This window comes from Streptomyces sp. HP-A2021 (genome assembly GCF_022807935.1).
GTDB lineage: Bacteria > Actinomycetota > Actinomycetes > Streptomycetales > Streptomycetaceae > Streptomyces > Streptomyces afghaniensis.
This window is the reverse complement of record NZ_CP094344.1, coordinates 1,752,367-1,778,436: the sequence shown is the minus strand read 5'-3', so window position 1 is coordinate 1,778,436 and position 26,070 is coordinate 1,752,367. Positions and strand designations below refer to the sequence as shown.

Below are 26,070 nucleotides of genomic sequence, written 5' to 3'. Positions count from 1 at the left end.
GTCAAGGCGCGAGTATCGGAGACCGTATCGGCGGCGGACGTCGCCGATACGCCGGTCAGCCGATGCCCTGCCGGTCCGGGCGCAGGGCGAACGCGCGGTCCGCGGGGGCCGGCCCGGACCGGTCGACCGCCTGCCGGAGCAGCTCGCGATGGCGGAGCAGCGGCTCCCGCCGTTCCGGCGGCACGAGCAGGAGCAGATCGTCCAGCCCGGCCAGCATGCGCCGCGAAACCTGCGGGCTCCCGATGGCGCACCCCCGTACCTCGGTGAACCCGAGATCCACCAGCTCGGTCCACCCCGGCACGGGCTGCACCAGCCGCACCGCACCGCCCCGGTCCCGGTGCAGGGCGGCGTCGAGCGGTCGCCGGCTGAGCGCGGCCAGGAACTGGACGATACGGTCCAGCGCCTGGACGGCGGTCGTCGGATCGTTGATCGCGGGCGACAGGGCGCGCAGCGCGATGTCGGACAACTGGCGCAGTCCGAAGCCGAGATCCTGGTGATAGGTCCGCTCCACACCCACCGAGATCGTGTAGCGCAGGGCCCGGCGCGCCGGGGCCGGCCCGCTGTGGACCGCCAGCAGAGGGGTGCCGGGCACCACGAAGTCGCCGATCCGTGGGATCAGCCGCAGCACGACCCCGTGTTTGCGCGCGACCCGCACCAGCCGCGCGATGTGCACGTCCCGCAGCACCCCCGCCCGGCCCTCGTGCGGGACCCACGCCGTCACGGAACCGAGGCGGGCGACGTCCGGTCCGCCCGTCGGCACGGGCATCGAGGCGGCCACCCGGAACGACTCCGTGGCGATCCGCGCGATCACATGGCTGATCCGCATCAGCCGCAGGGTGGTGTTCACGTACAGCACGAAGAGCAGCAGGCTCAGCGCGACCATGCAGAGAGTGAGGACCGACTGCACCAGAGGCACCGTGGTGACGGCACGTGGGTCGTCGACACTGTCGAAGGAGGTCAGAACCAGCAGGGTCAGCACGAAGGTCGCCAGGAAGACCGCGAACGTCGCCTTGGTGATCCGGCTCCGGACGAAGAGCCGTACCACGCGCGGCGTGAACTGCCCGCTCGCCATCTGCACGGCCACCAGCGAGATGCTGAAGACCACGCCGATGAAGGTCATCATCGCCGAGCCGACCGCGCTCACCACGGCCTTCGCGTCGTCCGCGAACCGCAGCAGCTCGTCGAGCGTGTCGTAGTCGCGGTCGTCCTGGAGCGCTTCGACGATGGCCGTGTCCAGCGCCTGGGCCCCGGCCCAGACCACGAAGACGCTCACCATCGCCGTGGTGGGGGCGAACCAGAACGTGTCCCGCAGATGCTCCCTGAGCGGCGACAGCGCACGGGGACGACGCCCCGCAGCAGACCCCTGCGTAACCATCCAGTCACTCATGGTGTGACCCTAGGTGCATCGGGGCGCGAGGTCCCGGACCCCCGCCCTGGGGAAGGAAACGCAGGTGAAAGGCACTGCGAAACCTTGGTATGGTTGTCCATGTCGCCGCGGGGCAGAGCCCTGGCAAGGCGGCAGACACCTGGTCCGGGTGGCGGAATGGCAGACGCGCTAGCTTGAGGTGCTAGTGCCCTTTATCGGGCGTGGGGGTTCAAGTCCCCCCTCGGACACTTGCTTCGGTGCACGGCTTCGGTGCACGAGAGGTGCCGGCCAGTTCTGGTCGGCACCTTTTCTGTGCTCCACGGGTGCCGCGACTCTCCGCGGGCGCTGCGTGGCGCGGCCCCTCAGACCCGGTAGCCCCGCAGTTTGCGGTACAGCGTCGCCCGGCCGATCCCCAGCGCGGCCGCCGTGCGGGCCTTGTTGCCGCCGTGGCGGCGCAGTGCCTCGAGGATCGCGGCGCGCTCGGCGTGTTCCATCGGGCTGAGGGGCCGCGCTGCCGGGCCTTCCCGCACGGCGTCCGGCAGCTCCGCCCGGCGGACCGGCCCCGACATCCGGCGGTCCTCCGCGAGGGCCCGGACGACATGGACCAGCTCGGTGACGTTCCCGGGCCACGGGTACCGTTCGAGGGCGCGCAGGGCGTCCAGTGTCCAGGTCAGCGGCGGTTGCCCGGGGGCCGGCCGTGGTGCCAGGGCCGGCAGCAGCTCCCGTATGTCCTCGGTACGCTCCCGCAGCGGGGGCAGGGTCACCGAGCGGGCGGACAGTTTGTCCAGCAGGCGCTGCAGGCAGGGGCCGACCGGCGCGCCGGGCGTGTAGGTGACCAGCAGCCGGGTGTCCGGGTGTGTGTCGAGCAGGGAGTTGAGCGCCGCCACGCCGGGCTGCGCGAGGCGCTCGGCGTGCCGGAGCAGCAGCGGGCGATCGGCCGGCCAGGTGGGCAGGGCCCTGTCGAGCCCGGCGTCCAGCGCCGCGTCGGCGATCTCGACGGCAGCCCCTGCCTCCGTGCCGAGCAGGTCCAGAGCCAGCGCGGACTTGCCGGTTCCGCGTTCACCGGTCAGCAGCAACGGCTCCGGCGAGCGGGCCAGTTCGACGGCACGCTCGACGGAGTGCCGCCAGGGGACCGACGAGCCGGTGAGGGAGCAGGGCGGGCGCGGCACGGCCGGCACCGGCACCGGCATCGACGGCGCGGGACCGGCGAGCGGCTCCAGGACGGCGACGATCCCGATGACCACCCCGTCCAGCCGTACGCGGTCGATCCGCGCGACGCATCCGGCGCCCTCCGGCAGCTCGGCCGGTTCCGCCCGTTCGGGCAGGTCGCGCCTTTCGGGCGGCTCGGCCGGGCCCGTGTCCTCGGACTGTCCGACCTCACCCGCGGCATCCGCGTGCCGTGCGCTCAGCGCCGTACGCTCCAGCGCCCCGAGCACCTCGGGCGTCAGCAACTGCTGTGCGGAGTCGTTGATCAGGCGGTTACGACCGTCGAGCGCGGCCACGGCACGGTCCGGTCCGCCCGCCGCCCGCACATACGCGTCCAACAGCACCCGCTCGGCCCGCCCCGCCCGAGTACGCAGCTCCGTCTCCACTGCCGTGGCTGCGGCCTCGGCGAGTGCCGCCTGTGGATGGGGCGATCGCGCGACACCCGGCCGCGACATGAGCGACGCGACGGTCAGTGTGCCGACGACCCGGCCGCCCTCCGGGTCGAGCACCGGGACGCTCACCGCGGACACGTCCTGCCACCGGTCGAGGAAGTGCTCGGGCCCGTGCACCTCGGCCCGGCGCCGGGTGCGCAGGGCGAGGGCCGCGCTGTTGTTGCCGACCTCCTGCTCCGACAGGACGGGGCACGGATCGAGCCCGGGTACGCTCCCCGCGCTCCACAGCACGCGCAGCCGCTCGTCGGTCAGCACGAGGAGGGACCGGTCCGTGTCCAGGGCCGTCACGATCCGGTCGAGCACCGGCCGCGCGGCACCGAGCAGCGCTGACTCCACCGGCCGGGAGGGAGCGACGGCCGGCTCCTTCAAGTCGTGCGGCACACCGAAGAACCGCGCCCGGCGCCACGCCGCGACGACCTCCTCCGGAACGCCACCGGGCAGCGGGCACCCCGACAGGAACCGCTCGCGGGCGAGACGCAGTGAGGGCCGGGCGGTGGCTGCGGGAGAAGGCTCGGTCGTGGTCACGGCATGCAACACCGTAGCGGGTTCGGTTGAACGGGCAACAACGGGCCGCAAACGGGCAGCGACTGCCGTGCCCTGCGCCCCCTCACCGACCCGCCGGGTGTCTCGTAATGAGACACCCGCGACCGGCCGAACCCCTCCATGATCATGGACGCTCGATGTCCGACCCCCCCGTGATCCCGCAGGAGCGCCCCGTGTCCACCGTCGTCGAGACCGACGTCCTGATCGTGGGCAGCGGCCCCGCCGGTGCCTCGGCCGCGCTCGCCCTGAGCACCTACGGCGTGCCCAACATCGTGGTGACCCGCTACGCGAGCCTCGCCGACACGCCCCGCGCGCACATCACCAACCAGCGCACCATGGAGGTACTGCGTGACCTCGGCGTGGAACAGGACGTCGTCGCGCAGGCCACCCCGCAGCACCTGATGGGCAACACGACGTTCTGCACCAGCCTGGCGGGCGAGGAACTGGGGCGGGTGCGCTCCTGGGGCAACGATCCGCTCGTGCAGGCGGAACACGAACTCGCCAGCCCCACCCGCATGTGCGACATGCCGCAGCACCTCATGGAGCCGGTCCTCGTGAACGCGGCCGTCGCCCGCGGCACCCGGCTGCGCTTCGAGACCGAGTACCTCTCCCACACCCAGGACGCCGACGGCGTCACGGCCACCGTCCGCGACCGGCTGCGCGGGGACACCTACGAGATCCGTGCCAAGTACCTGATCGGCGCCGACGGCGGACGGTCCCGGGTCGCCGCGGACGCCGGGCTGCCGATGGGCGGCCAGATGGGCGTCGCCGGCAGCATCAACATCGTCTTCGAGGCGGACCTGACGCAGTACACCGCCCACCGCCCCTCCACGCTGTACTGGGTCCTCGCGCCGGGCGCGACCGTCGGCGGCATCGGCGCGGGCCTGGTGCGCTGCGTCCGCCCCTGGACCGAGTGGCTGATCGTGTGGGGCTACGACGTCACCGCGGGCGCCCCGGACCTGACCACCGAGTACGCCGAATCCGTCGTGCGGGGGCTCGTCGGCGACGACGACATCCCCGTGACCATCAAGTCGTCCTCCGCCTGGACCGTCAACGAGATGTACGCGGAGAGCTACGCGAACGGCCGCGTCTTCTGCGCCGGCGACGCCGTGCACCGGCACCCCCCGTCCAACGGCCTCGGCTCCAACACCTCCATCCAGGACGCCTACAACCTGGCCTGGAAGCTCAAGCTCGTCCTCGACGGCACGGCCCACCCCAGGCTGCTCGACAGCTACACCGCCGAACGCGCGCCCATCGGCCGGCAGGTCGTCACCCGCGCCAACCGGTCCATCCGAGAGACCGCCCCGGTCTTCGAAGCCCTCGACGGGCTCTCCCCGCAGACCCCCGAGCAGCTGTGGGCCAACATCGCCGCCCGCAAGGACAGCACCGAGGCCGCCGGGAAACAGCGCGCCGAGCTGCGCGAGGCGATCGCCTTCAAGGCGTACGAGTTCAACGCGCACGGCGTCGACCTCAACCAGCGCTACAGCTCCGGCGCGATCGTCCCGGACGGCACGCCCGACCCGGGCTTCGCCCGCGACCCCGAGCTGCACCACCAGCCGTCCTCCCGCCCCGGCGCCCGGCTCCCGCACGCCTGGATCACCTCCGGCTCCCGCACGCTCTCCACCCTCGACACCGTCGGCCGGGGCCGCTTCACCCTGCTCACCGGCATCGGGGGAGAGGACTGGGTGCGGGCCGCCTCGGCTCAGGACATCCCGGTCGCCACCGTGGTGATCGGCCCCGGGCAGGAGTACGAGGACCCGTACGGCGACTGGGCGCGCCTGAGCGAGATCTCCGACGCGGGCGCCCTGCTCGTGCGCCCCGACGGGTTCGTCGCCTTCCGGCACGCGTCCGCCGCACCGGACGCCGGCGAACTGCTCACGGACGCGGTGCGGACGATCCTCGGACACGCCTGAGCGAGCAATCATGGAAGCAAGGGCAGCAGCGACCTTCGACGACGAGGAGCCGGGATGACCACCGAAGCGACCGGGGCCGGCGTCACGGAGCAGGCCCTCGCCAGCCTCCGGGGGACCGCCGACCCGCGGCTGCGCGAGCTGCTCACCGGCCTCGTCCGCCATCTGCACGACTTCGCGCGCGAGACCCGGCTGACCCAGGAGGAGTGGGAGCGGGCGATCGCCTTTCTGACGGCGACCGGGCAGGCCTGCACCGACACCCGTCAGGAGTTCATCCTGCTGTCGGACGTGCTCGGGCTGTCCATGCTCGTGGAGACCGTCAACGGCCATCGCGCGCCCGGCGCCACCGAGTCGACCGTGCTCGGCCCCTTCCACATGACCCAGTCGCCGGTCCGCGCCCTCGGCGACGACATCGACCTCGTGGGCGGCGGCGAACCGTGCGTCGTCAGCGGCCGGGTGCTGTCAGAGGACGGCACACCGCTGCCCGGCGCCGTCGTCGACGTCTGGCAGGCCGACGACAAGGGCTTCTACGACGTCCAGCAGCCCGGCGTCCAGCCCGCCGGCAACGGACGCGGACTGTTCACCGCCGACACCGAGGGCCGTTTCTGGTTCCGCACCTGCGTCCCGGCGCCGTACCCGATCCCCACCGACGGCCCGGTCGGCGGGCTGCTGCGCGCGACCGGGCGGCACCCGTACCGTCCCGCGCACATCCACTTCATCGCCACGGCCGAGGGACACACCCCCGTCACCACGCACATCTTCGTGGCCGGCGGCGACTACCTCGACTCCGACGCGGTGTTCGCCGTGAAGGAGAGCCTGGTCGAGGACTTCGCGGAGACCGACGACCCGTCCCTGGCCCGGGAGTTCGGCGTGCCGAACCCCTTCCGGCACGCCCGCTTCGACCTCGTCCTGGAGCGTGCCGCATGACGTCCCCGAGCTTCCAGAGATTCGAGAGTTTCCAGAGCGATTTCTCGTACGAGACCCGGCCCGTGCGGGTCGTCTTCCGGCCCGGCGCGGCCGTCACCGCGACCCCGGGCGAGGCCGCCCGCCTGGGCCTGCGGCGGCTGCTCGTGGTCTGCGGCACCCGGGGCGAAGCCGTCGCCCGGGCGGTCGCGGACGCGCTCGGCGACACCTGCGCGGGAGTGCACGCCGAGGCCCGGATGCACGTCCCGGTCGAGGACGCCGACCGGGCCGTCGCGGCGGTACGGGCGGCCGGGGCGGACGGCTGCGTCGCGGTCGGAGGCGGCTCGGCGATCGGGCTCGGCAAGGCGATCGCCCTGCGCACCGGACTGCCGCTGATCGCCGTGCCCTCGACCTACTCCGGCTCGGAGATGACCCCGGTGTGGGGCCTGACCGACCACGGCGCCAAGCGCACCGGCCGCGACCCGGTCGTCCAGCCCCGCAGCGTCGTCTACGACCCCCGGCTCACCCTCTCCCTGCCCGTACCGCTGACCGTGACCAGCGGCGTCAACGCCCTCGCGCACGCCGTCGAGGCGCTGTACGCCCCGGACACCTCGCCACTGGTCTCGGTCATGGCCGAGGAGGGCGTCCGCGCCATGACCGAGGCACTGCCGCGCCTGGCCGCAGACCCGAAGGACCTGGACGCGCGCAGCCGGGCACTGTACGCGGCATGGCTGTGCGGCTCGTGCCTCGGTTCGACCACGATGGGGCTGCACCACAAGGTGTGCCACGTGCTGGGCGGCACCTTCGGGTTGCCGCACGCCGAGACGCACACCGTGGTGCTGCCCCACGCCCTCGCCTACAACGCCCCGGCCGCCCCCCAGGCGCTGGCCGTACTGCGCCGGGCCCTCGGCGCCGACGACGCGCCTCGCGCCCTGTGGGAGCTGGCCGGGCGCCTCGGCGTACCGCGCTCCCTCGCCGAACTCGGCCTCCGTGAAAGCGATGTGGCACCGGCGGCCGACCGGGTCGCGGGCGAGCCGTACGCCAACCCGCGCGAGGTGACGGCGGAGGGGGTCCGGTCGTTGCTGCGGGCGGCGTACGAGGGCGGGCCGCCCGCGACGGCATAGGAGCGGCCCCACCGCCGCCCTGCCGGGCCGGGGCGCGGCCGACCCCGACCGCTGTGATGCCGTCGTCAGCAGCCGTCCCCTCACTTGCCGTGACCGCGACATCACCGCGTCGTGCCTGAAACGACGTCAGCGCCTACCGGTGTGCCCGGCGGACCGCCGCTCCGTGCCGCGGATCCCGCAGGAACCAGCTCCGGAGGGCTTCGCGAGCCTCGTGGCCGCGGTCCGAACGACGGTGCCGGCGCGGCCTGGCCCGTGCGGTTGCGGCGCCCATGACCAGGGCCGAGGATGGAAACAGGCCCTCGGCCGCTGCCGCCGTCCCCCACCGCCTTGCGCAGGGCCGCACGCACGCGCACCCGGAGTCCACATGGACCGAGCCGACCTCTCAGCGGTGTTCTACGGGGAGGGTCCCGTACCTGTCCTGTGGGCCACCTACTGCCCCGTGCACTTCGACGTGTGGCTGGCGTTCGCCCAGCCGCCGTCCTCACGGCGGGACGCCGGCGGCGCGGGGGCCGGCGCCGGTCCGGCAGCCGTGGCCCGGGCGGGGGAGCGGGGACGGCAGGATCTGATTCTCGCGATCCGCGAGGAGTACGGCGTCGAGCAGGTGCTGGAGCGATTCCAGAGCCGCGGGCTGATGGAGAAGTGCCGTCCGATCGCCGCCGGCAGTTTCGTGGCGGCGCAGCTGACCCTGAAGGAACTCGTCAGCGACGTCCTGCCCCTGACCAGTCTGGCCGGTGCGGTGCGTGTCGCCCACGAACTCGCCCGCAGCGGCGGGACCGAAGGCATCGAAGCAGCCCTTGCCGGACACGTCCGGACCCCGGCCACCAGCGAGATCCACGACAGCATGGAACGCCGCCAGGAGCGCGGCCGCCACGTCACCTGGCTGTTGAGGCTGCTGCACCGCATCGTGCGCAACGCGCGGCCGGACCTGGCCCGGGACGAGACACGGGAACGGGCCGTGACGGGCGTACTCGTGGACATGCTGGACGCCGTCGTCGTGGACACCGGCCCCGTGCGCCGGCCGCACGCACCCGTCGGACGGGTGGTCGACCGGAGACAGAAGTACCCGGTCGTCTCCGTGACGACGAACCGGCCCGCGGCCGGAGCGGTCGTACGATCCCGCCGGACGATCAAAGCCGATGCGGCGGAGCAGGTCTTCTCGGTGGACGCCGCCTCCATCGGATGGGCCGTGGTCGACAGCGGCATCGACCCGCGGCACCCCGCCTTCCACGACTGGGACACCACCGGCCCGACGCCGCAGCGACTGGAGACGCGCATCGCCCGCTCCTTCGACTTCACCGGCGTACGGGACAAACTCTCCGCCGACGTGCTCGTGGGCGGCCTGGTCAACTGGGCGGCCGCCCTGCCGTCCGTCGAGACCACTCCGGCCCCGGAGCAGCCCGCACGGCCACCGCCAGGCGACCAGCACGGCACCCACATCGCCGGCATCATCGGCGGCTGGTGGCCGGAGCTGGACTTCCGCGGGATCTGCCCGCGCATCCGGCTCTACGACTTCCGGGTCCTCGACGACGACGGCGGCGGCGACGAGTTCTCCATCGTCACCGCGCTCCAGGCGATCCGTCACATCAACGAGCAGACCGGGCGGTTCATCATCGCCGGGGTCAACATCAGCCTGTCGGTCCCGCACGACGTCGCCAGCCACTCCACCGGGTGGACACCCGTGTGTGTCGAGTGCGACCGCCTGTCACGGTCGGGCGTCGTGGTCGTCACCGCGGCCGGCAACGCGGGGTTCGCCGGCACCGCGCGGACCGTGGGCGCCGACTACCGGGACATCAGCATCTCCGACCCCGGAAACGCGGAGTCCGTCATCACCGTCGGCTCCACCCACCGCAGCAACCCGCACCGCCACGGCGTCAGCTACTTCTCCAGCCGAGGCCCCACCGGCGACGGGCGGCCCAAGCCCGACCTGGTGGCACCGGGGGAGGACATCGACGGCCCCATCCCCGGCGAGGGCATCGCCGCCATGCACGGCACCAGCCAGGCGGCGGCCCATGTCAGCGGAGCCGCGGCCATGCTGCTGGCCCGCAACCGGGAGTTGCTCGGCCGCCCGGAACGTGTGAAGGAGATCCTGTGCGCCACGGCGACGGACCTGGCTCGCGAACGCCACTTCCAGGGCCATGGGCTCGTCGACGTGCTGCGTGCCATCCAGTCCGTCTGACGGAACGGTCCACCAGCCAGGAGCCGACATGCTCACCTTCGATTTCCTCGACGCCCGCCACGGTGACTGCTTCCTCGTCCACTGGGGCACACCGCACGAGCGGGTCATGCTCGTCGACGGCGGTCCCAGCGGCGTCTACCGGGCCACACTCCGCGGCCGGCTGCAGGAGCTCGGCGGACCGGACGGCGGTGACCCGCCGCACCTCGACGTCGTGTGCCTCTCCCACGTCGACGACGACCACGCCGGCGGGCTCGTCCGGCTCTTCCGCGACATGAGGCAGGCCCAGCAGGACGGGGACGCCCCGCCGTACGCGGTGGACGCCCTGTGGTTCAACTCCGTGGAGGAACTCGTCGACCGGCGCGCCCCCGGGCTGAGCGCCTCCGTCCGGCCGCTCCTCGAACGCGCCGCCACCGACGCCGCGGTCGGGGCGAGCTACAACCAGGGCCGCGACATCCGCAACGCGGCGACCGCGTTGCACCTGGAGGGCAACGCCCCGTTCGGCGGCCCGCTCACCGAGGGCGCCGAGGCCGTCCTCGACGACCTGGACGTCACGGTCGTCGCGCCGGACCGGGAAGCACTGGAGGAGCTGGAGGAGCGGTGGCGCAAGGCGAAACAGCGCGGCGATCCCGACGTCATCACCGCGGGCTACACCGACGGGTCGGTGCCGAACCTCTCCAGCATCGTCCTGCTGCTGCGCCACGAGGGCCGCACCGCCCTGCTCACCGGTGACGCCCGCGGCGACCGCGTCCTGACCGGGCTGCGCGAACTGGGCCTGCTCGACGACTCGCAACCCCTCCACGTCGACCTGCTCAAACTGCCGCACCACGGCAGTGACCGCAACGTGGAGGCGGGCTTCTTCGAGCAGGTGCGGGCCGACCACTACGTCATATCCGCCGACGGCGTCCGCCACCACCACCCCAGCGAGGACACCCTGCGCTGGCTCGTCGAGTCCCGGGCACCGGACGACGAGTACGTCATCCACCTGACCAACCACATCCCGTTCGCCGAGGAGGAACTGACGCGACTGAGCGAGGGCCGCGCCTTCGGCGTCGACGTCCGGGCGCCCGCCGAGCAAGCGCTCCTCATCACGATCGGAGACCGGCCATGACCACCTCCCGGCAGGCCCCCGCCCGTTCCGCCCCGTCCGCGCCCCAGGCCGGCGCAGCGCCGGACGCCGGCCCGCGGTGGGCCGTGGACTCGCCCGCCGCCGGCACCGGCCTCGCGGCGCGTCCCTGCGGTGACGCCCTCCGCCCCGCCGAACCACCCGCCACCGCCCACCCGGTCGCGCTCGCCCTGTCCGGCGGCGGGTTCCGCGCCACCCTCGCTGCCCTGGGCTTCGTGCGGCTGCTGGCCGACACCGGGCTGCTTTCCCGGCTGCGGTACTCCTCGTCCGTGTCCGGCGGTTCGGTCGCCAACGGCTGCCTGGCCACCGCCTGGCCCGCGCTGCGGCGGGAGAACTTCACCGCGCGCGCCGTCGACGAGCTGGTCGTCGCGCCGGTCGTCGACCGCGTCTCCTCCCGCTCCCTCAAGCGTGCCCTCGTCGGCGGCCTGTGGCGGACCCTCGGCCCCTCGACCCGGACGGACCTCCTGGCCCGGCGCCTGGACGAGTGGTTCCTGCGGGAGACCGAACTGGAGCGGCTGGACCCGGAGGTGCGCTGGATCGTCAACGCGGCCAACCTGACCACCGGGGCCCGCTTCACCTTCGAACGCGACGTGTACGGCGACTACACCATCGGCCTGGCCCCCACGGCCGGCACGCGGCTGCGGCTGAGCCGGGCCGTCTCGGCCTCCGCGGCGGTACCCGGCGCGTTCCCGCCCGTCGTCCTCGACCCGGACCCCTTCCCGTGCGCCACCCACCCGCCGGCGCTGCTCGACGGCGGCACGTACGACAACACCGGCCTGGAGGCCATCGACTCGGACCGCTACCGGCACACCTTCCTGTGCGTCCTCAACGCCGGGGGACTGCTGCGCCCCGGCGTGTACGGGCGCGTCCCCGTGGTCCGGGACCTGGCCCGGGCGAACTCACTGCTGTACCGGCAGAGCACCACGCTGCGGACCCGTGCCGTCGTCGAACGCTTCGAGCGCGCGAGGGCCGCGGGCCCGGACGGTGAAGTGCCGCGCGGTGCCCGCCGCGGGGTCCTCGTCCAGCTCTCCACCGACTTCCCGGCGAACGGCCCGGACGCCCTGCGCCGCTGGCGCGCGGCCTTCCCCGAAGACCCGGCCTTCGACGGCCGGCACCTCGCCCTCGTCCCGACCGTCTTCGACCGACTCGACCCCGGCCTGTGCCGGGCCCTGGTCCACCGCGGCTGGTGGCTCGGCGGCGCGGCCCTGGCGGCGTACCACCCCGAGCTGCTTCCGGACGACCTGACAGCGCTGCGCCCGCCGGAACGGTGACACCCCGTCGACCGACGGAGGCCCGACACCGACCCGGCCCGGGACTCGCGGACAGAAGGTGACCGCAAGTGTTCCTAGGGTCGGGGCATGACTCAGACGCAGAAGATTCTTGTCACCGGCGCCACCGGAACCGTCGGCCGCCAGGTCGTCGCCGAGCTGCTCGCCCGGGGCCACGAGGTGCGTGCTCTGACGCGCGACGCGGCGAAGGCCGCCTTTCCGGCCGGTGTCGAGGTCGTCGAGGGCGACCTGACCGCACCGGACGGCCTGGCCCCCGCCCTGGAGGGGGTCACCGGGCTGCACCTGATCACCTTCGGCGGTGCCGCCTTCAGCCCGCTGGAGACCGGCCCGCGGATCCTGGAGCTCGCCCGCGCGGCCGGTGTCCGCCGGGTCACCGTGCTGCACGGCGGCGGGCCGACCCCGCTGGAGGACGCGGTACGCGCCGGCGAGGGTGTCGACTGGACCGTGCTCATGCCGGTCGAGTTCATGGCCAACGCCCTGGAGTGGGCGGACGGGATCGCGGCCTCGGGCGAGGTGCGGGAGCCGTTCGTGGCCCGGCTGAGCGCCATGGTCCACGAGGGCGACATCGGTGCCGTCGCCGCGGTAGCGCTGACCGAGGAGGGCCACAGGGGCCAGGAATATGTGATCACCGGTCCCGAAGTGCTCACCGTCGGCGACAAGGTGAAGACGATCGCCGAAGCGGCAGGACGGGAGATCGCCCTGGTCGAGCTGACCGAGGAGCAGGCCGTCGAGGGATGGCGGGCGGCGGGCCTGCCGGAGGACGTCATCGGCTTCCTGCTGGAGGCGTACGGGAACACCCCGGAGGTGGGCCGCACGGTCGCCGGCACCGTCGAGAAGGTCACCGGCCGCCCGGCGCGCACCTTCGCCCAGTGGGCCGCCGAGCACGCGGACGCCTTCAGGGAGCGGTCCTGACTGTCTCGTATTGAGACACCCGCCGCGCAGTGCGGCCCTTCAAGATCGACAAGGGGGTGTGATCGCAGCAAGGTGCGCCCGGCGGCGTGCGCCGAATCGCCGCCGGCCGCTGAAGAAAGGTGAACGACATGGCCCTCGCACTGCTCAGGCGCCGGCGGCACAGGAGCGCCTCGGCCACGGCGGCGGGCCTCGCCCTTCCCCTGCCGCCCGGTGCGGGTGCCGTCGCCCGCGAGGTGGTCGACCCGATGGGCTCGCCCCTGGCCGCCGCCGACGTCACCGTCACCGCCCTGGACACCCACCGGGTGGCCGCCCGCGGTACGACCGACCCCTACGGCTACTTCCTCGCCGCGCTGCCGCCCGGCCGGTACAGCGTGCTCATCTCGGCCGAGGGTCTGCGGCCGCACCGTGAGACGATCGAGACGGCCGCGGGCACCTCGGCGCCCACCGAGCGCGTCTGGCTGCAACCGGCCGAGGCGCTCCAGCTGCCGACGCCCGGCACCTGGCTCTTCGACCCGCCGCACACCGCGATCCGGTTCATCGCCAAGCACGTCGGCATGGCCCATGTGCACGGCCGTTTCGAACGCTTCGACGGCGGCATCCAGATCGCCCAGGACATGGCCGACTCCCGCGTACGCGTCCGCATCGACGCCTCCAGCATCACCACCGGCAACACCACCCGCGACAACCACCTGCGGTCCGCCGACTTCCTGGACGTCGAACGCTTCCCGTACATCGACTTCACGAGCACGCGCTTCGCCTACCGGGGCGGCAGCAAGTGGTCGCTGCTGGGCTCCCTCACGATGCACGGCGTGAGCCGCTCGGTGGCCCTGGACACCACGTACCTCGGCACCGTGAACGGCGGCTACGGCCAGGAACTGCGCTGCGCGGCCCTGGCCACGGCGGAACTGCACCGCGAGGACTACACCCTCAACTGGCGCTCCATGCTGGCCCGGGGCATCGCGGTGGTCGGCCCCACGGTGCAACTCGAACTGGACGTCCAGGCGATGTACCGCACCCACGACACCCCGACACCGCCGGAGTAAGCGGTCCGGCACCTACCCGGCGTCCGGCCATACCTCCGGCGGCCGGGGCGGTTCCGGGCCGGATCGCCGCTCCGCCGCCCGGGCGTTCTCGTTCCGCAGCGCCGTCAGCCAGGGCCAAAGATCCGGCAACGGCTGCTTCGCACACGCCAGCCGATGCTCGATCCGGCACCGCTGCGATCCGTCCGGCGGGCACACGCCGTACACCGTGACCCGGCCGTCCGACAGCTCGATCCAGCGGTGCTCCGCGGGGACGAGATGCGCCAGGATCGTCACCCCCGGCTCCAGCAGGACCCAGTCCTGCTCCAGCGTCGCCACTCGGTCCTGCGGCAACCGGCAGAGCTGACACGCATACCGGCCGACCCGTAATCGGTGCGGCCCGTCATCAGAAGCCCCCATAGGGCCAGGGTCCGCAGTCACCGGTCCGGCGAGTAGAGCGCGAACCGGACGAGGAATCCGAGGCGTGAGGACACCACAGGGGCGAAGCGAGGCTCGGCAGGTTCACTCGGCAACCACCGCCGAATCTCCGGCGGCCGGGACACGACGAGCCTGAGTTCCGGCGAGGGCGGCGTCCGGCCCTCCCGCACCTCCGTCACGACGGAATAATCCCTCGCCCCCTTCCCCGCGCCCTCCCTACACTCACGCATGTACCCGCGCCGCCCACGACCCGGGCGGTGCACCGTCGTGACGAACGAAGGGAGACGGCCATGCGTGACCGCACCGCTGCCACCGTCTCCCTGCCGCGCTACGAGGTGATCCTCGTGTCCTCGTCGCTCCGGTGCCCGCTGCGCGGCCGGCGCCGGATGGCCGGGGCGAACGCCTGAACAGCGCCTCAGCTCGCTGACATGACGTCAGCGAGCTGAGGCACGCCCGCAGGTCCGCCTCGCCCGGAATCGCGCTGCCCCTTTTCCCGATCGCCTCGAAAGGCCCTGGGCCGTGCGCACCGACCACAACCCGCTCGCCGCCGTCCGCAACCTCGGCATCCTCGCCCACGTCGACGCCGGCAAGACCACCGTCACCGAACGGATCCTGTTCGCCACCGGAACCACGCACAAGCGCGGCGAGGTCCACGACGGCACGACCGTCACCGACTTCGATCCGCAGGAACGCGACCGCGGCATCACCATCTTCGCCGCGGCGGTGAGCTGCGCCTGGGACGGTCACCGGATCAACCTGATCGACACCCCGGGGCACGTCGACTTCGCCGACGAGGTGGAGCGTGCGCTGCGCGTGCTCGACGGCGCGGTGGCCGTGTTCGACGCGGTGGCCGGGGTGGAACCGCAGAGCGAGTCGGTGTGGCGGCAGGCCGACCGGCACGGCGTACCCAGGATCGCGTTCGTCAACAAGATGGACCGCGCCGGCGCCGACCTGGACGCGGCCGTCGCGTCGATCCGGGAGCGGCTGCACCCGGCCCCGCTGGTCGTGCAGTCGCCCATCGGCTCGGAGGACACCTTCACCGGCGTCGTCGACCTCGTACGCCTGCGCGCCCTGTTGTGGGCCGACGGCGACGCGGTCGAGGAAGCGCCGGTGCCGGACGGCCTCCGGGACGAGGCCCTCGCACGCCGCCGGGCGCTGGAGGAGGCCGTGGCGGAACTCCATCCGGGCGCCCTGGAGGAGTTCTGCGAGACGGGCACGCTCGGTGAGCGGACCCTCTCCTCGGCGCTGCGGGACCTCACCCGGGACGGCGACGCCGTGGTCGTGCTGTGCGGGTCCGCGTACCGCAACCGGGGTGTGGAGCCGCTGCTCGACGCCGTGGTGGCCTATCTGCCGTCGCCCCTGGACGTGCCGCCGGTCCGCGGCACCCACGAGGGCGAGGAGCAGGAGCGGGCGGCCGATCCGGCGGCTCCGCCGGCCGCCCTCGCGTTCAAGGTGCACGCCACGCCGACCGGACGGCTGACCTACCTGCGGATCTACTCCGGGACGATCGAGAAGGGAGACACCCTGTGGGACGCGAGCGCGCGGCGCATCGTGCGCGTCGGCCGCATCGTGCGCGTCCAGGCCGACCGGCACGCCCCGCTGGACCGGGCGGTCGCCGGGGACATCGTCGCCGTCGTCGGGCTCAAGTCGGCCCGCGCCGGCTCGACCCTGTGCGCGCCGGACGCCCCGCTCGTGCTGGAACCGCCGGGCGTGCCCGAGCCGGTGGTGTCGGTCGCGGTCGAGTCCCGCAGGGCCGGCGACACCGACCGGCTGGCGTCCGGGCTGGCCCGGCTGACCGAGGAGGATCCCTCACTGGTCGTGCGGACCGACCCGGAGACCGGGCAGACCGTGCTGTCGGGCATGGGTGAACTGCACCTGGAGGTGGCGGTGGAGAAGCTCCGGCGCGAGCTGGGACTGGAGGTCAACGTCGGGCGTCCCCGGGTCAGTTACCGCGAGACCGTCGCCCGCGGCGTGTCCGGTCTGGTGTTCCGGCACGTCAAGCAGGACGGCGGGGCGGGGCAGTTCGCCCATGTCGTCCTCGACGTGGAGCCGTACGAGGAGGGCGGGTTCGCGTTCCGCTCGGCCGTCGTCGGCGGGCGCGTGCCGCAGGAGTACGTCCGGGCGGTCGAGGCCGGCTGCCGGGACGCCCTCGCCGAGGGGCCGCTCGGCGGGCACCCGGTGACCGGGCTGCGCGTCACGCTCACCGACGGGGCGACCCATGTGAAGGACTCCTCGGACACGGCGTTCCGCACGGCAGGCCGGCTCGGCCTCCGCGAGGCCCTGCGCGCCTGCGCGATGGTCCTGCTGGAGCCGGTCGTCGAGGTCACCGTCACCGTGCCCGAGGATGCGGTGGGCGGCGTGCTCGGCGACCTCGCCGCCCGGCGCGGCCGGGTGACCGGCTCGGTCACCCGGGCGGGCGCGGCGGTCGTCACGGCCACCGTGCCGCTGGCCGAACTCTTCGGCTACGCGACCCGGTTGCGCAGCCGCACCCAGGGCCGCGGCACCTTCACGGCCCGGCCCACCGGCTACGCGCCGGCACCGGTCGCGACGCCGGTGCGGTAGCACCGAGGAAGGCCCCTCCCCTGGACCGGGGAGGGGCATGCCCCTCCCGGGTACGCCGGCACGGTGGGCGGATGACGCCTCGGCGGATAACCGGTTGCTCCAGCCTCCCCCTACTGCCAACCTCACGCCCATGCCCACCTTCACCGCCCCCGACGGCACCACCCTCGCCTACCACGTGACGGGGGACGGACCGCCCCTGGTCTGTCTCCCCGGTGGCCCGATGCAGGACTCGGTCTACCTGGGGGATCTGGGCGGTCTGACCGCCCACCGCACCCTGATCCGGCTGGACCTCAGGGGCACGGGCCGGTCGGCTGTGCCTCGGGACACGGCGTCGTACCGGTGCGACCGGCAGGTCGCCGATGTCGAGGCGCTGCGGGAGGAACTGGGGCTGGAGCGGCTGGATCTGCTCGCGCACTCCGCCGGTGCGAATCTCGCCGCGCTGTACACGGCCCGCCATCCGGACCGCGTGGGCCGGCTCGCCCTGATCACGCCCAGCGTCTTCGCCGTCGGCCTCGGCATCACCGCCGAGGACCGCCTGGAGACGGCACGCCTGCGCCGGGACGAACCGTGGTTCGCCCCGGCGTACGCGTCCCTGGAGGCCATCACGGCCGGCCGCGCGACGGACGGCGACTGGGACGCCGTCGCCCCGTTCTGGTACGGCCGGTGGGACGACGAGGCCCGGGCCTTCCGCGCGGCGGAGCAGCGACAGCGCAACGACGAGGCCGCCGCCCTGTACGCCTCCGACGGTGCATTCGACCCCGACGCCACCGGGACCGACCTCGCCAGGTTTCCCTCGCCCGTCCTTGTGCTGGCGGGGGAGTACGACGTGGCGGCACCCGCGCGCGTGATGAAGGAGTACGCGGGGCTGTTCCCGAGCGCCGAGTTGGTCGTGCAGAGCGGGGCGGGGCACTTTCCGTGGCTGGAGGATCGGGGGCGGTTCGTAGCGGCCGTGGTGGCTTTTCTGGACGGCGGCGGTGTCAGCAGTCCCTGAACTCCGGCGACTGGTTCAGGACCTGCGACCGCACGGACGTGAAGCGCGCGTACGTCTCCCCGTCCCGGGTCCCCGGGCGGAACGCCGCCACGCGGTGGCAGTTCTGGAAGGCCAGGGTGATGCCGAAGTGGCGTTCCAGGCTGGTGCGGATCGCGTCGCTGGCGAGGGCGCGCAGGAGTTGGCCGCGCTCCTGTTCCGACGGGGGAGGGGTCTGGTTGTCGGTGAACTCGGAGTGGCCGTCGTGGAGTTCGGTGGCGAGGGAGGCGATCAGGTCGTAGGCGTAGGGGAGGGACGTGCGGACCGTGTCCACGAAGTCCTCCTCACGGATGTCGCCCTGCTCGGCTTCGGCGAGGAGTTTCGGGGAGACGTCGAGAGACATGGGGGAGTGTCGTCCTGTCTGGTCAGGGGGTGGGCCCGGTGCCCGGGATGTAGTCCGGGTCGATCTGCGCCGCCAGGTCCTCGCCCGTGCGGGCGTCCGCCCACGCTCGGGCGTTGCGCAGGTGGAATTCCACGGCGTGGCGGTGGAGCCGGTCCCAGTCGCGGGGGTGGGAGTCGACGGCCTCGCGGAGGATCGTGAGGGCGTGGCGGTTGTGGGGTTCGAGGGAGTCGAGCGCGTCCGGGCCGGCCTCGACGCGGCCCTGTTCGGCCGCGCGGATCCAGGGGGAGTGGACCAGGTGGGTCAGTAGGTCGTCCCCTACCTGTTCCTTGAGGAAGAGGAGGTCGTCCTCGCCGGTCACCTTGTTGCCGATGACCGCGATGCGGATGCCGAACTGTTCCGCGTGCTCGCGGTACTGGCGGTAGACGGAGACGCCCTTGCGGGTGGGTTCCGCCACCAGGAAGGTGAGGTCGAAGCGGGTGAACAGGCCCGAGGCGAAGGCGTCAGCGCCCGCCGTCATGTCGACCACGACGTAGTCCCCCGGGCCGTCGGCCAGGTGGCCGAGGTACAGCTCGACCGCGCCCAGCTTGGAGTGGTAGCAGGCCACGCCCAGGTCGGACTCGTCGAACTCACCCGTGACCATCAGCGGCACGCCGCCCGCCCGGCCGACGTGCCGGGCGTGCAGTTCGTCGTCGCCGAGTGGGCGCAGGAGACGAGAGCCCCGTCCCGGGGGCGTCGTTTTGATCATCGCCTCGCGGGAGGTGATGCGTGGGTTCGTGCCGCGCAGGAAGTCCTTGATCTCGCCCAGGTGCCGGCCCAGGGGAGGGGCGGACTCCTCCTCGCCGCCGAGCGCCTCGGCCAGGTGCTGGTTGATGTCGCCGTCGAGGGCGAGGACCGGGGCGCCGGAGCGCGCCAGGTGGCGGGAGAAGAGCGCCGACAGCGTGGTCTTGCCGCTGCCGCCCTTGCCGACGAACGCGACCCTCACGACCGTCCCACCTTTTTGAAAATGGATGTCATGTGATTGAGTTTTAGGGAGTGGTCGTCGGTGCTGTCAAATCGTTCCCCGTTTCCGGGGCGTTGCCGGGCTTGTTGACGTGGGTCAGAAGGCGTCGACGTACACGTACAGCCGGTCGAAGCGCAGGGCGGCCAGGTCGGCGCGGCGGATCACCCAGTGGAAGAGGCCCGACTCCAGCTCCTCGCAATCGTCATCACCGCGCCAGGTGGCGAGCAGCGTCCACTCGTCGCCGTCCCCGGCGGGCAGCGGCACTTCGTCCCGGGCCACTTCGACCGGATCCCAGTTGAACAGGACCGGCTCACCGCCGAGCTGGAAGCGCCAGCGAGGGCGCCGGCCGACCACGTGGGACCAGGCGGACTCCAGCTCGGCGGCCTGCTGCGACTCCTCGTCGTCGTCCTCGTCGCGCCACGGCCACGACCACTGGTGGAAGCAGAAGTCCAGGCGCGCCCGGCGGTAGGCGCCCGGCCTCTCCTCCGGGTCGAGCGGTTGCTCCGTCAACGGGGTCCCGGCCGGTATGTAGCGCACGGCGTCGGCGATCACCGCCCCGCTGCCCGGATCGGGGTCGGCGAAGAACAGCAGCAGACCCTCGGACGGCAGCGGCAGATCCGTCGCCCCGGGCGGCAGGGCCGCGCAGTCGACGGCCGCGACGAACGAAGCCGCTCGCGCCGGGGTCCCCACCGCCGGCGGCGGGTTCCCGCCGGTCAGCGCCACCACCGGGCCGGGGCCGTCCTCCGCGAGATAGATCGCCGGGCGGGCGGTGCGTATGTACGCCTCCACCTCGGCGGCCGGAATTCCCCGCGCGGCTGCCTCCGCACGGAAGCGGGCAGCCCTCGCCGCGGGGGTCTCGTCAACGATCTCCGTGTCGGTCATGGGTCGACCCTACGGCCCGTCACTCGGTCCGCTCCGCGGGGGAGCACCATCTACCGCGTGGCCTGCCGTGGAGCGAACTCATATGCCACGCAACACTTCTGATGCCACGTCAGATGCTCGTCGCTCCGACGAGTTCCTCCGCCTCCGCCAGGTACCGCGCCGCCGGGCCCAGGGTCAGCATTCCGCTGGCGGCGCCGGCGTGTTCCGCGCGGGCGCAGCGCAGGGCGGTCGCGGCGCGGGCGGCGATTCCCCGCTCGCCGAGGCGTACCGCGGCGTGGACGGTCAGGCACCACATGGCTTCCTGCATGTGGTCATGCGCCGGCTCCGGCACCGCGTTCAGGGCGGTACGGGCCTCCTCGCCCCGGTCCTGGGCGAGGAGCACGAGCGGTCGCGCCCACGGCAGGTAGGGACCCCAGTCGAGGCGCGGGTCGGTGGGCGCGGGCCGGTCGTGCAGCAGGCGCAGCCCCAGCAGGGCCAGCGGGAACAGCCCACGGTGCAACCCTGGCATGCCGGCCGTCCGCAGGGCGTCCTCGGCAGCGCGGTAGTGCGCCGCTGCCGTGGCGGCGGCCGGTCCGCCGGGTTCGGTGCTGCGGGCGGCAGTGGCCCGGGCCCGGAACCAGGCGGTGAGCACGGGGACGAGGGGCGCCTCGGTGGTCGCGGCGAGCCGTTCGGCCGCGTGGGCGTGCGAGGCCGCGGCGTCGAGGTCGCCGAGCGCTGAGGCGGACTGCAGACGGACGAGTCGGCCGAGCACGGCGAAGTTCGGCAGGTCGTGCCGGGTGGCCAGGTCGAGAATCTCGGCCCCGACGCTGTCCCGTACCGCGGCGAGCCCGGGTCGGGAGAAGGACTGCAGGAACACCCCGTTGAGGGCGAAGGCCAGGAGAGCGGGGTCGGCCAGCTCCCGTGCCAGGGCCTCGCTCCTCCGTGCCGCCTGGTGCGCGTGCTCCAGATCGGTCCCGGACAGATCGGCGCTGCGGCTCTCGACGGCGACCGTGGCCAGGAGGCGGGCGGTCAGGTCGGCGGGGCTGTCGGGGCCGAGCGCCGTGAGCGTGCGCTCGGCGGCCGCGACGACGGCCCGTGACTGCTCCGGGTCGTCGGCCCGGCTCCAGATCGCGGGCACGTCATAAGCACCGATGACCCGGGCGGTCAGAAGGAGGTCTCCCGTGCGTTGTGCGGCCTGGACGGCCGCGAGGCGGTCGCGCCGCGAGTGGACGAGGGCGTCGCCACCCGCCAGTGCGAGGGTGCGGGCCAGGTCCACGGTGGTGCGCGGGCCGAGCCGGACACCCGGGCCGGGCCACGCGGTCCGTGCGCCTTCGAGGGACGGGGAACCGTTGAGGATCTCCGTCTCCAGGCTCTGCAGGGCGGGGCCGGGATCGAGCCCGAGGTGGCCGACGAGCATCGCGCGGGCGCGGCGGAGGGTGGCGAGGGCGTCGGCCCGCCGGCCCGCGCGGTGGAGCGCGCGGGCAAGCAGCTCCCAGGCCGGCTCGCGCCACGGATGCTCGGCGACGTGGGCACCCAGCTCGGCGACGAGACCCGGACCCTCCCCGGAGTCGAGGACGATGCGGGCGCGCAGTTCCACTCCCTCCAGCCGCAGCTCCTCGAGCCGGGTCCGCTCGCGCTGCGCCCACACGGAGTCGGTCACGTCGGCGTAGGCGGGTCCGCGCCAGGCCGCGAGTACCGCTGCGAGGTCGGTCACCGCATCAGGGTCGCGGCGGGCGCGGGACAGAGTGTCCTGGAACCGATGCACGTCCACGTCCTCGCGGGGCAGCAGCAGCGCGTAACCGGGGCCTTCGGTGACGATGACCCGTGGCGGAGTGCGCGGCGGCCGGTCGGGTTCGAGAGCGCGGCGCAGTGCGGCGACGAAGGTACGCAGAGCGCCCACGGCGCGGACCGGCGGATCGGACCACAGGTCGTCGACGAGGGTGTCGGTGGTGACCATCCGTCCCTCGGCGGCGACGAGCCGGGCGAGTACCTCGCGATGGCGGGGCCCGCCCAGGTCGACGGGACTGCCGTCGTCACGCAGGGCCCGCACGGCCCCGAGCACGTCGATGCGCATGCCCCCATCCTGCGTGCCAGGGGTCGGCGGCGCCCAACCGTGGTGATCCGCTGCTGATTGCCGACTGTGTCCGAGCGCACTGATCCGCTGCCGATTGCCGACCGTGCCCATGCGTACTGATCGGCTGCTGATTGCCGTCGCGCAGGCTGATCCGGTCAGTTCCCGGCCCGAGAGGACGGCCTTCCATGGCGCTCACCATTCCCGGCTTCGATCACATCCGCCTGCCCGGCGCGGACGGCGTGGAGTTGGCCGCCGCTGTCGGCGGCAGCGGCAGCCCGGTGGTGCTGCTGCACGGTTTCCCGCAGACCCACCTGATGTGGCGACACGTCGCCGGGCGGCTCGTCGACGAGCACACGGTGATCTGTCCTGACCTGCGCGGCTACGGCGCCAGCGACAAGCCCGAGGCCACCGGCCCGGACGTGTACGCCAAGCGCACCATGGCCGCCGACGTCGTGGCCCTGGCGGCGTCGCTCGGCCACGAGCGCTTCGCCCTCGTCGGCCACGACCGGGGTGCCCTGGTCGCCTTCCGGGCGGGCTTGGACCACCCTGACACCATCACGCACCTCGGCATCCTCGACGTCGTGCCGACGCTCGACATGTGGGACGTCCTGCAGGGCGTCCCGGCGGCGGTCGGCTACCACCTCTTCCTCATGGCACAGCCGCCGGGCCTGCCGGAGACGATGATCACCAACAGCGCGGACGTGTTCTTCGGCTCGTTCCTCGACGCCTGGGCCAACGACCCGACCGCAGTGCCGGAGGAGGTGCGCGCCGAGTACCTGCGGGCGAGCGCCGCGGCAGTGAGGTCGATCGTCGCGGACTACCGGGCCTCGGCGGGCATCGACGTCGTGCACGACCAAGCGGATCTGGACGCCGGATCGCAGTTGGCCATGCCCGTGACGGTCATCCAGCAGGACTGGGGCACACGCCTGGGGTATGACGCTGCCGGGGTGTGGAAGGCCTGGGCGCCGGACCTGGACCACCGGCTGACCCGGGCGGGGCACTTCATGGCCGAGGAAGCGCCCGACGAGATCGCTGCGGCGATCCAGGACCTCCTGGCCCGCTGAGCCTCGGGGCGTAGGGGACTTGGGCGCATCCCTGCCCTCGGTCACCCGGTCGACCGGCGTGAGCCGCTTGATGCGTATGCTGTGCAAGTGCGTCATCTGAGCATCAAGAACCGCCTCCGGTTCCTCACCGCCCTTGCCCTCGCCCCGTGCCTCACCGGCTGCTTCGCCACCCCGGGCGGGGAGTCTTCGGCGGACGGCGGGGCGTCGGGCTCCCGGCTGCGCGTCGCCCTCGCCTTCCCGCCCGCCGAGAACTTCTCGCCGTACGGAGCGGACGCCACGCTCCTCAGCCGGCTCGGCGTCACCGAGGGACTGACCGCCCTGGACGCCAACGGTGCCGCGACCCCCGCGCTCGCCGAGTCCTGGCGCCGCGAGGACGACCGCACCTGGCGGTTCACCCTGCGCGAGGCGACCTTCCAGGACGGCACGGACGTCACCCCGTCCGCCGTGGCCGACGCGCTCACCCACGCCACGAAGGCGAAGCCCGTGCCCGCCGCCCTCGCCGGTGTCACCCTCGACGCCGAGGCCGACGGCAGCCGCGGCATCCGTATCACCACCGCCGCGGCCGACCCCGTCCTGCCCATGCGCCTGTCCAGCCCGAGCCTGGCGATCCTCTCCCCGAAGGCGTACGCGAGGCAGGGCGCCCCCACGCCCGTCGGCACCGCCACCGGGCCCTTCGAGATCACCAAGGTCAACAGCGGCGGCTCGGCCACCCTCGACCGCTTCGACGACTACTGGGCCGGCCGCGCCCACGCCTCCGGCATCGACGCACGCTTCGTCAAGGACGGCACCGCGCGCGCCAACGCGGTGCGCACCGGCGACGTCGACATCGCCGAGGCGATCCCCGTCGCCCAGGCCGCCACCCTCGACAAGGGGACCCTGAAGGAAGCCGGCACCACCCGGACGACCAGCCTTCACCTCAACACCAGGACCGGCCCCTTCAAGAACCAGAAGCTGCGCGCCGCCGCGCGCACGGCGATCGACTCGTCCGTCATCGTCAAGGGCGTCTTCGAGGGCTACGCCGACCCGGGCGCGGGCATCTACGGCCCTGCCGTCACCTGGGCCGAGAGCAAGCGGGTGAAGCCGTCGGGGCGGGCGGACGCCGCCCGGCCCGACGGCACGCGGATCACCCTCGCCACCTACGACAACCGGCCCGAACTCCCCGAGGTCGCCCAGGTCGTGCAACAGCAGCTCGAAAAGGCCGGATTCGAGGTGAAGCTGCAGGTGCGCGAGTACTCACGGCTGGAGAGCGACGCGCTGGCCGGGAAGTTCGACGCGTTCATCGGCGCCCGCAACAGCCTGCTGGACACCGGCGACCCCGTCGGCATCCTCGCCGGCGACTACACCTGCGACGGCGGCTACAACCTGGCCCTGCTGTGCGACGAGAACGTCGACCGGGCCGTGAAGAAGGCCGACGGCACCGACGGCACGGGCGAGCGGCAGGACGCGGCCATGGCCGCCGAGGCCGCGGTCCTCGGCACCGACGCGGTCGTGCCGCTGGCCCATCAGCAGATCATCGCCGGCGTCTCCACCAAGGTCCGGGGCGTCGTCCTCGACCCCTACGAGCGGACCCTGGTGGGGGCCGGGACCCGTCGCTGAGATCGTGGTCCGCGGTCGGGAAACGTAGACTGGCCATGGTGGTCGTGCCCGGCACCTTCGGTGGGAGGTGATGCGCGATGACACCGGACGGGCGGCTGAGACTGCATCTGCAGCGCACCCTGGACGGATCGTGCCCGGTCGTGTTCCGAGAGCTGACCGAGCCCCGGGAACTGGCCCGCTGGTGGGGCCCGGACGGGTTCACCATCCCGAGTGTGGAGAGTGACCTCCGTCCGGGTGGTGCCTACCGGATCGCGATGCAGCCCCCGGAAGGTGACCTGTTCCACCTGGTGGGCGAGTACATCGAGGTCGAGCCACCGGTGGGCCTGTCGTACACCTTCCGCTGGGAGGATCCCGACCCCGAGGACCGGGAGACGGTGGTGACGCTGTCGCTCCACGACATCGACACCGCGCGGTCCGAGCTGGTCCTCGACCAGGGTGACTTCGCCACGGAGCGGCGGCGGGCTCTCCACGAGGAAGGCTGGAGTCAGAGCCTCGGCAAGCTCGGGGAACTGCTCGCGGCACCCTTGGATTGATCACTGTCCACATGCCTCGCCCGGGCTGCGCGCCGGGACCGATCAGGCGGGCAGCTTCGTGTCGATCACGCAGCTGATCTCGACCGCCTGTCCGGCAAAGGTGAGTTCGGTGACGCCCAGGGCCGTGCTGACCGGGCGGTGGGCGCCGAAGTAGGCCCGGTTGCCCTCCGCCACCGCGCCGGCGTTCTTCACCAGGTCCACCACGTACAGCGTCTGGGAGACGATCTGGTTGCGCGTCACGCCGTAGTGGGCCAGCACCTTGTCGAGGTTGGCGTAGGTCCCCGCCAGCTGAGTGGCGAAGTCGTCCTCCGGGCGGAAGCCGCCCGCCTCGTCGAACGAGAGCTGTCCCGAGACATGGATCAGCTCGCCGGACCTGATGGCCTGCGCGTAGCCGAAGTGGCTCTCTGCCGGGATGGCGTGGTCGTAGACATCGATCGTGGTCATGGTTCCCGTTCCCGTCCTTCGTTCCTCTGTCGAGCGCGAACCCGCGCTCTCTTGCGGTTACTCGGGAACTGTAAGAGAGTGAGCGCCGACCTGGAAGAACGCACT

The 26,070-nt window shown here is 73.0% G+C and carries 21 protein-coding genes and 1 tRNA gene; 14 read left to right on the top strand and 8 right to left on the bottom strand.

Translation table 11 applies throughout. From position 1 onward, the window contains the following. Positions 1-55 precede the first annotated feature (55 nt). Entirely contained in the window at positions 56-1,387 is a 1,332-nt protein-coding gene (locus MQE23_RS08055; RefSeq protein ID WP_243378674.1) for a DUF2254 domain-containing protein, read from the bottom strand. 142 nt (positions 1,388-1,529) lie between these two features. On the opposite strand from MQE23_RS08055, the gene MQE23_RS08050 reads away from it, so the two are divergent. Continuing rightward, a tRNA-Leu gene (locus MQE23_RS08050) sits at positions 1,530-1,614 on the top strand. Positions 1,615-1,728: 114 nt separating this feature from the next. Here MQE23_RS08050 and MQE23_RS08045 read toward each other — a convergent pair. Further along, positions 1,729-3,549, bottom strand: a complete 1,821-nt coding sequence (locus MQE23_RS08045) for a helix-turn-helix domain-containing protein (protein ID WP_243378673.1) — start codon at positions 3,547-3,549, stop codon at positions 1,729-1,731. A gap of 155 nt (positions 3,550-3,704) precedes the next feature. Here MQE23_RS08045 and MQE23_RS08040 point away from each other — a divergent pair, with 155 nt between their 5' ends. The 8 genes from MQE23_RS08040 (at position 3,705) to MQE23_RS08005 (ending at position 14,047) form a co-directional block, all read left to right on the top strand. Further along, positions 3,705-5,480 (top strand): FAD-dependent monooxygenase, encoded by a 1,776-nt coding sequence (locus MQE23_RS08040; RefSeq protein ID WP_243378672.1) that lies wholly within the window; start codon positions 3,705-3,707, stop codon positions 5,478-5,480. A gap of 54 nt (positions 5,481-5,534) precedes the next feature. Next, a complete protein-coding gene (locus tag MQE23_RS08035) occupies positions 5,535-6,404 on the top strand; it encodes an intradiol ring-cleavage dioxygenase (protein WP_020269979.1) in 870 nt (289 codons plus the stop codon). Then, positions 6,401-7,504: a maleylacetate reductase gene (locus MQE23_RS08030; protein ID WP_243378671.1), complete on the top strand. Its 1,104-nt coding sequence runs from the start codon at positions 6,401-6,403 to the stop codon at positions 7,502-7,504. The genes MQE23_RS08035 and MQE23_RS08030 overlap by 4 nt, the downstream gene beginning before the upstream one ends. A gap of 364 nt (positions 7,505-7,868) precedes the next feature. After that, positions 7,869-9,680, top strand: coding sequence for a S8 family serine peptidase (locus tag MQE23_RS08025; RefSeq protein WP_243378670.1), 1,812 nt, complete (start codon positions 7,869-7,871; stop codon positions 9,678-9,680). Between the two features lie 28 nt (positions 9,681-9,708). Continuing rightward, complete coding sequence (locus tag MQE23_RS08020; RefSeq protein WP_020269976.1) at positions 9,709-10,788, top strand: MBL fold metallo-hydrolase; 1,080 nt, start codon at positions 9,709-9,711, stop codon at positions 10,786-10,788. Next, positions 10,785-12,074, top strand: a complete 1,290-nt coding sequence (locus tag MQE23_RS08015; protein ID WP_243378669.1) for a patatin-like phospholipase family protein — start codon at positions 10,785-10,787, stop codon at positions 12,072-12,074. The genes MQE23_RS08020 and MQE23_RS08015 overlap by 4 nt, the downstream gene beginning before the upstream one ends. Before the next feature lie 87 nt (positions 12,075-12,161). Next, on the top strand, positions 12,162-13,004 hold the full coding sequence (locus MQE23_RS08010; RefSeq protein ID WP_243378668.1) for an NAD(P)H-binding protein: 843 nt from the start codon (positions 12,162-12,164) through the stop codon (positions 13,002-13,004). 128 nt (positions 13,005-13,132) lie between these two features. After that, positions 13,133-14,047: a YceI family protein gene (locus MQE23_RS08005; protein ID WP_037670743.1), complete on the top strand. Its 915-nt coding sequence runs from the start codon at positions 13,133-13,135 to the stop codon at positions 14,045-14,047. Between the two features lie 12 nt (positions 14,048-14,059). On the opposite strand, the gene MQE23_RS08000 is transcribed toward MQE23_RS08005, so the two are convergent. Next, a complete protein-coding gene (locus tag MQE23_RS08000) occupies positions 14,060-14,443 on the bottom strand; it encodes a DUF6083 domain-containing protein (protein WP_279345134.1) in 384 nt (127 codons plus the stop codon). A gap of 537 nt (positions 14,444-14,980) precedes the next feature. Between MQE23_RS08000 and fusA the strand changes: the two genes are divergently transcribed. Beyond that, positions 14,981-17,023 carry an elongation factor G gene (gene fusA, locus MQE23_RS07995; RefSeq protein WP_243378666.1) on the top strand — a complete coding sequence of 681 codons (2,043 nt, stop codon included), beginning with the start codon at positions 14,981-14,983 and terminating at the stop codon, positions 17,021-17,023. A 130-nt stretch (positions 17,024-17,153) separates the two neighbouring features. Further along, positions 17,154-18,014: an alpha/beta hydrolase gene (locus tag MQE23_RS07990; protein ID WP_020274337.1), complete on the top strand. Its 861-nt coding sequence runs from the start codon at positions 17,154-17,156 to the stop codon at positions 18,012-18,014. On the opposite strand, the gene MQE23_RS07985 is transcribed toward MQE23_RS07990, so the two are convergent. The 4 genes from MQE23_RS07985 to MQE23_RS07970 all read right to left on the bottom strand — a co-directional run bounded on the left by MQE23_RS07985 (position 18,001) and on the right by MQE23_RS07970 (position 22,328). After that, positions 18,001-18,393, bottom strand: a complete 393-nt coding sequence (locus tag MQE23_RS07985) for an SCO5389 family protein (protein WP_020274338.1) — start codon at positions 18,391-18,393, stop codon at positions 18,001-18,003. The genes MQE23_RS07990 and MQE23_RS07985 overlap by 14 nt on opposite strands. A gap of 22 nt (positions 18,394-18,415) precedes the next feature. Next, complete coding sequence (locus tag MQE23_RS07980) at positions 18,416-19,375, bottom strand: adenylyl-sulfate kinase (RefSeq protein WP_243378665.1); 960 nt, start codon at positions 19,373-19,375, stop codon at positions 18,416-18,418. A 114-nt stretch (positions 19,376-19,489) separates the two neighbouring features. Continuing rightward, positions 19,490-20,275 (bottom strand): DUF1963 domain-containing protein, encoded by a 786-nt coding sequence (locus MQE23_RS07975; RefSeq protein WP_243378664.1) that lies wholly within the window; start codon positions 20,273-20,275, stop codon positions 19,490-19,492. 109 nt (positions 20,276-20,384) lie between these two features. Beyond that, positions 20,385-22,328: an AfsR/SARP family transcriptional regulator gene (locus MQE23_RS07970; protein ID WP_243378663.1), complete on the bottom strand. Its 1,944-nt coding sequence runs from the start codon at positions 22,326-22,328 to the stop codon at positions 20,385-20,387. A gap of 185 nt (positions 22,329-22,513) precedes the next feature. On the opposite strand from MQE23_RS07970, the gene MQE23_RS07965 reads away from it, so the two are divergent. The 3 genes from MQE23_RS07965 (at position 22,514) to MQE23_RS07955 (ending at position 25,521) form a co-directional block, all read left to right on the top strand. Beyond that, on the top strand, positions 22,514-23,392 hold the full coding sequence (locus MQE23_RS07965; RefSeq protein WP_243378662.1) for an alpha/beta hydrolase: 879 nt from the start codon (positions 22,514-22,516) through the stop codon (positions 23,390-23,392). A gap of 81 nt (positions 23,393-23,473) precedes the next feature. Then, entirely contained in the window at positions 23,474-24,988 is a 1,515-nt protein-coding gene (locus tag MQE23_RS07960; RefSeq protein ID WP_243378661.1) for an ABC transporter substrate-binding protein, read from the top strand. Positions 24,989-25,065: 77 nt separating this feature from the next. Further along, entirely contained in the window at positions 25,066-25,521 is a 456-nt protein-coding gene (locus MQE23_RS07955; protein WP_020274344.1) for an SRPBCC domain-containing protein, read from the top strand. A gap of 42 nt (positions 25,522-25,563) precedes the next feature. On the opposite strand, the gene MQE23_RS07950 is transcribed toward MQE23_RS07955, so the two are convergent. Continuing rightward, positions 25,564-25,965, bottom strand: a complete 402-nt coding sequence (locus MQE23_RS07950) for a RidA family protein (RefSeq protein WP_020274345.1) — start codon at positions 25,963-25,965, stop codon at positions 25,564-25,566. Between the last annotated feature and the right edge of the window lie 105 nt (positions 25,966-26,070).

Excerpts from the sequence above, each read along its gene's own strand:
- MQE23_RS08040 (WP_243378672.1), top strand. The coding sequence starts at position 3,705 with ATGTCCGACCCCCCCGTGATCCCGCAGGAGCGCCCCGTGTCCACCGTC.
- MQE23_RS07965 (WP_243378662.1), top strand. The coding sequence starts at position 22,514 with ATGGCGCTCACCATTCCCGGCTTCGATCACATCCGCCTGCCCGGCGCG.
- MQE23_RS08000 (WP_279345134.1), bottom strand. The coding sequence starts at position 14,443 with ATGGGGGCTTCTGATGACGGGCCGCACCGATTACGGGTCGGCCGGTAT.
- MQE23_RS07975 (WP_243378664.1), bottom strand. The coding sequence starts at position 20,275 with ATGACCGACACGGAGATCGTTGACGAGACCCCCGCGGCGAGGGCTGCC.
- MQE23_RS07955 (WP_020274344.1), top strand. The coding sequence starts at position 25,066 with ATGACACCGGACGGGCGGCTGAGACTGCATCTGCAGCGCACCCTGGAC.
- MQE23_RS08055 (WP_243378674.1), bottom strand. The coding sequence starts at position 1,387 with ATGAGTGACTGGATGGTTACGCAGGGGTCTGCTGCGGGGCGTCGTCCC.
- MQE23_RS07950 (WP_020274345.1), bottom strand. The coding sequence starts at position 25,965 with ATGACCACGATCGATGTCTACGACCACGCCATCCCGGCAGAGAGCCAC.
- MQE23_RS08020 (WP_020269976.1), top strand. The coding sequence starts at position 9,709 with ATGCTCACCTTCGATTTCCTCGACGCCCGCCACGGTGACTGCTTCCTC.
- MQE23_RS08005 (WP_037670743.1), top strand. The coding sequence starts at position 13,133 with ATGGCCCTCGCACTGCTCAGGCGCCGGCGGCACAGGAGCGCCTCGGCC.
- MQE23_RS08010 (WP_243378668.1), top strand. The coding sequence starts at position 12,162 with ATGACTCAGACGCAGAAGATTCTTGTCACCGGCGCCACCGGAACCGTC.
- MQE23_RS08030 (WP_243378671.1), top strand. The coding sequence starts at position 6,401 with ATGACGTCCCCGAGCTTCCAGAGATTCGAGAGTTTCCAGAGCGATTTC.
- MQE23_RS07985 (WP_020274338.1), bottom strand. The coding sequence starts at position 18,393 with ATGTCTCTCGACGTCTCCCCGAAACTCCTCGCCGAAGCCGAGCAGGGC.
- MQE23_RS07990 (WP_020274337.1), top strand. The coding sequence starts at position 17,154 with ATGCCCACCTTCACCGCCCCCGACGGCACCACCCTCGCCTACCACGTG.
- MQE23_RS08015 (WP_243378669.1), top strand. The coding sequence starts at position 10,785 with ATGACCACCTCCCGGCAGGCCCCCGCCCGTTCCGCCCCGTCCGCGCCC.
- MQE23_RS08035 (WP_020269979.1), top strand. The coding sequence starts at position 5,535 with ATGACCACCGAAGCGACCGGGGCCGGCGTCACGGAGCAGGCCCTCGCC.
- MQE23_RS07970 (WP_243378663.1), bottom strand. The coding sequence starts at position 22,328 with ATGCGCATCGACGTGCTCGGGGCCGTGCGGGCCCTGCGTGACGACGGC.
- MQE23_RS08025 (WP_243378670.1), top strand. The coding sequence starts at position 7,869 with ATGGACCGAGCCGACCTCTCAGCGGTGTTCTACGGGGAGGGTCCCGTA.